The 3,718-nt window shown below is 45.9% G+C and carries 2 protein-coding genes and 2 rRNA genes; 2 read left to right on the forward strand and 2 right to left on the reverse strand.

Translation table 11 applies throughout. From position 1 onward, the window contains the following. Positions 1 to 71 precede the first annotated feature (71 nt). Positions 72 to 188 (forward strand): 5S ribosomal RNA (gene rrf, locus NFX39_RS06395). A gap of 137 nt (positions 189 to 325) precedes the next feature. Here the strand turns inward: rrf (NFX39_RS06395) and NFX39_RS06400 are convergent. Together NFX39_RS06400 and ppk1 are read right to left on the reverse strand one after the other, a co-directional pair. Beyond that, positions 326 to 1,291 (reverse strand): Ppx/GppA family phosphatase, encoded by a 966-nt coding sequence (locus NFX39_RS06400; protein ID WP_252444107.1) that lies wholly within the window; start codon positions 1,289 to 1,291, stop codon positions 326 to 328. A 15-nt stretch (positions 1,292 to 1,306) separates the two neighbouring features. Further along, positions 1,307 to 3,391: a polyphosphate kinase 1 gene (ppk1, locus tag NFX39_RS06405; RefSeq protein ID WP_252444109.1), complete on the reverse strand. Its 2,085-nt coding sequence runs from the start codon at positions 3,389 to 3,391 to the stop codon at positions 1,307 to 1,309. Positions 3,392 to 3,632: 241 nt separating this feature from the next. Between ppk1 and rrf (NFX39_RS06410) the strand changes: the two genes are divergently transcribed. Then, positions 3,633 to 3,718 (forward strand): 5S ribosomal RNA (gene rrf / locus NFX39_RS06410); the annotation flags it as partial.

Consider the following 3,718-nt stretch of genomic DNA (forward strand, 5'->3'; position numbering starts at 1 on the left):
TAAATGAGTAAAGGTTTGTTTAGGAAAAGATAAGTAAGGATTATTTAGTTTTGAGTGTAAAAGCTCAAAGGTGTCGTGTTGATGGCAAAGAGGAACCACCTGTTCCCATCTCGAACACAGAAGTTAAGCTCTTTAGCGCCAAAAGTAGTTGCCGGAACGCTGGCTGCGAGGATAGGACGACGCGATGCCGTACATAAGAAAAGGAATCAACCTTCGGGTTGGTTCCTTTTTTGTTTGGCTTTAAGGTGCTTCTTAGCTCTTTTAAGACACTTAAAAAGACGTTGGATGATTCTGATCATCCAACGTCTTTTGTTGTTCTAGAAGCTTAATTGAGGTGTGGTGCGTGTTCTTTTCTTTTTCCGTCGTTTCGTAACTCGTTTAGCCGTTCGTGGAGAACACCGAAGCGAACACCGCGCTTTGAAAAAATCATCCGATCGGAATTCAATCGACGCATCAACATCATGGCTGGCGTTAAACCGCCAATGATGATGTCAGCCCGATCCTTTGAAAGACCAGGAATGGCCTTTCGTTCTTCCAGGTTAGAAGACAAAATGGTTTCGAATGCCTTTTTTACTTCGGAGTTCAGCATGTGGAAACCGTGGATGTTATCCCAGTTCTTACTGTTTGGATCGCTCCGCCGCTTCATCTTAGCCAAGGTGCGGTTTGAACCACCAAGGGCGATGATTGGCAAATTCGTAGCCCGGTGCAACCACCAAATGTCATTGAAGATGGTGTTCAATTCCTCTGAAACCGCGTAAAGCTGACTTGCAGTCGGCATGTCGGTGTCGAGCTTGGCTTCCGTTAATGTAACGGCACCCTGCGGGATTGAAATCAAATTGATTTCTTCACCATTTTGGATGAGTACGAGCTCGGTTGAGGCACCACCAGTATCCATGATGATTCCGTTTACAACCGGAAGGGAATTAACGACCCCTAGGTAATCGTAGTGGGCTTCTTGTTGCCCCGTAATCACTTCGAGTTCGATGCCCGTCTTTTCCTTTACCTCGGCCAGAAAGTCGGCCTGGTTAAGGGCATTTCTGGTGGCGGCCGTTGCCACTGCCTTCACGTTTAAGTTTGGTAGTTGGTCAAAGTGCGCCTTGAAACCCAGAAGGGCATTGATTGTTCGGTCGATGGCCGGACGCTTCAAGGTCATTTCAGGGCCCATGTTTTCGGACAAACGGACCACTTCTTTTACTTCCAAAATTGGTTGGTAGGAAGCGTCATCGTTGATTTGGTTGATTTCTAATCGAACAGAGTTCGATCCTAAATCAATAATGGCAAAATTTTCCATTGGAAAGGCTCCCTTTTACAGCTGCTTTTCTTGTTCCATCAAGCCGGTCGCTTTGAGACGTTCGTCCGCCAGCTCCACCTGTTGCTTGATCAAGTCATTCTGTACATTATAACCTGTTTGGCGTCGCTTCGATAGCTTGATCCAACGATGATGACGCTTGAGCATTCTTGCTTTGACATCGTCTCTTAAAAACTGATTAAAAATCTTTTGTACACTTTCCTTCAACACCGGATTCAAAACGGGGAAGAGAATTTCAACGCGTCGGCTGAGGTTTCGCTTCATCAAATCCGCACTTGATAAGAAGACCTTTGGCTTTCCGGCATTTTCAAAAATGAAAATCCGGCTATGCTTCAAAAGGCGACCAACAATGGAGTGCACGGTGATGTGATCACTGACACCCGGAATACCTGCCTGTAAGTTACAGATTCCGCGGATGATGAGGTCGGTTTTAACTCCGGCCGCATTGGCTTCAAAAAGTTTTTGAATCATGACTCGGTCGGAGAGTGAATTCATCTTCATCTTGATTCCTGAAGGAAGGCCGTTCTTCGCGTTCTCGATTTCTTGGTCAATCTGCTTCATCAGATCTGTTCGGATATTATTTGGTGAAATGCTCAACTGCTTTAGTTCTGGCTGCGCTGTCTCACCCGAGATAAAGGCAAAGATTTTATCCGCGTCCTCACCAATTTCTTGGTTGGCGGTAAAGAGTCCCATATCCGTGTAAAGCTTGGCGGTTTTGTCGTTGTAATTACCTGTCGCTAAGTGCGTGTAGTACTTCTTTTGGTCGTTTTCGATGCGTGTTATCAAGCAAAGCTTAGAGTGAACCTTCAAGCCAGGGATTCCGTAGAGCACGGTACAGCCCGCTGCTTCCAATTCATCCGCCCACTTCAAGTTGTTCGCTTCGTCGGCACGGGCCTTCAGTTCCAACATAATCGTCACCTGCTTGCCGTTTTGTGCCGCGAGCAGGAGGGAAGAAATGATGGGCGAATTCTTGGAGACGCGGTAAAGCGTCATTTTGATTGCGGAGACGCTCTCATCCTTTGCCGCTTCATCGACAAAGCGTAGCACGGGGTTAAAGGAATCGTAGGGGTGATGAACAAAGATGTCGTTTGAAGCGATGTTGTCAAACATCGCGTTTTCCCGTAACACTTGGGGGTCGTACGGCACGACCTTTTCAAATAGCAGGTCGTTTTGGTCAACAACCTTGGCAATCAACTGGTTTACAAAAGTCAATTCCAACGGCGTCTTCAACTTAAACACGTGGGATGGCCGCAAATTGTAGCAATCCGAAAGCCAGTTAATCAGCCCCATGTTCGAGTTGACCGTCGTTTCTAGACGAATCACGGAACCGTGCGCCCGGTCCTCCAACGTCTTCAACACGGACTGCTTATAGGCCTTCGTGTTTTGGTCATTGATGTCAAAGTCCATGTAGCGGGTGATTTTGAACAAAGCCCACTCCTGCAAGCGTTGCCCTGCAAAACAGCGGTCCAAAAACTGTGCCATGACCTCTTCCAACATAATGAATTCGTTTGTTGTCCCAGGAACGGTTAGCACTCGTGGACATTCTTCTGGAAGGGGAATAATCACCGTCGAGCGTAAAGTGCGGCCATTAAAGCGCGCGATAAAATTGATTGAATCGTTTGCTAAGAAGGGCAAGGTCTTTGAGTTGTTCACCAAGATGGAGTTGATGTTTGGCAAAATATCTTCTTCGAAGTACTGGGCTAAGGCTGCCTTTTGGTCAGGCGTGAGCGCTCGCCACTTCAAGAGTCCAATGCCATGCTTTTGCATCGCTGGTAAGACGAGACGGTTCAGGATTCGTCCTTGTTCGTTTACCAGGCGCTGCGTTTTCTTCAACACCGTTTCCAACTGGTTTTCCGGAGTGTGGCCGGCCATGTCAGCCGGTGCGTTTTCCTTGATTTTCTTCAAAAGGGTGGCAACTCGAACGTTGAAGAACTCGTCCAAGTTATCCTGACTAATCCCCAAAAAGCGCAAACGCTCCAAAAGGGGGTTCTTCTGATCGCGTGCCTCGTCTAAAACACGGAGATTGAAGTCGACCCAGGAGCTTTCGCGACTATTAAAATACTTGGGGTTTGTAAAGTTCATAACAGGTACCTTTTAAACTAGAAAGACAATAAATAAATATGTATAAATATAGCACTTTTGTCCTATAAAATGTGTAAGCTTCTACATATTTATTGAATAAGAAAGGAAAAAGTGCCTATTATTTCATTTATTACTAAAATGCTTTGAATATCACGAGATAAATTCGAAATATCCTGGATAAGGAAAAGGGGCTAGACATGGAAATGCTTTCCATGTAAACTAATTGATGTAAAAGATAAGGTGTCGTGTCGATGGCAAAGAGGAACCACCTGTTCCCATCTCGAACACAGAAGTTAAGCTCTTTAGCGCCAAAAGTAGTTGCCGGAA

The sequence above is a fragment of the Fructobacillus apis genome (assembly GCF_023893635.1).
GTDB classification, from domain to species: Bacteria; Bacillota; Bacilli; order Lactobacillales; family Lactobacillaceae; genus Fructobacillus; species Fructobacillus apis.

What these genes read in the sequence shown, in the direction of transcription:
- ppk1 (WP_252444109.1), bottom strand. Translation starts at nt 3,391, where the DNA reads ATGAACTTTACAAACCCCAAGTATTTTAATAGTCGCGAAAGCTCCTGG.
- NFX39_RS06400 (WP_252444107.1), bottom strand. Translation starts at nt 1,291, where the DNA reads ATGGAAAATTTTGCCATTATTGATTTAGGATCGAACTCTGTTCGATTA.